Here is a 325-nt window from a genome sequence, read left to right as displayed (position 1 = left end):
GCCCGCATACATCACCAACACGTCATCAGCCACCTGACTGACCACACCCAGGTCATGCGTGATCAACACGATCGCCGACCGGAACTCCTCCTGCAAATCGGCAAGCAGATCCAGGATCTGCGCCTGCACCGTCACATCCAACGCCGTCGTCGGCTCATCCGCGATCAGCAGATCCGGATCATTAACCAACGCCATCGCGATCATCGCCCGCTGCCGCATCCCACCCGAGAACTCATGCGGATACTGATCGAACCGCCGCGCCGGCTGCGGAATCCCCACCCGGCCCAACATGTCCACCGCCCGCGTCCGCGCCTCCCGCCGACCG

1 protein-coding gene is annotated in these 325 nt (G+C 64.0%); it reads right to left on the bottom strand.

Annotated features, from left to right (window positions below; translation table 11 throughout):
• A partial coding sequence (locus IF06_RS0131825; protein WP_030275512.1) for an ATP-binding cassette domain-containing protein occupies window positions 1–325 on the bottom strand: 325 nt, incomplete at both ends.

Source organism: Micromonospora globosa, assembly GCF_000717585.1.
GTDB classification, from domain to species: Bacteria; Actinomycetota; Actinomycetes; order Mycobacteriales; family Micromonosporaceae; genus Micromonospora; species Micromonospora aurantiaca.
This window is presented reverse-complemented; position numbering and strand designations above follow the sequence as displayed.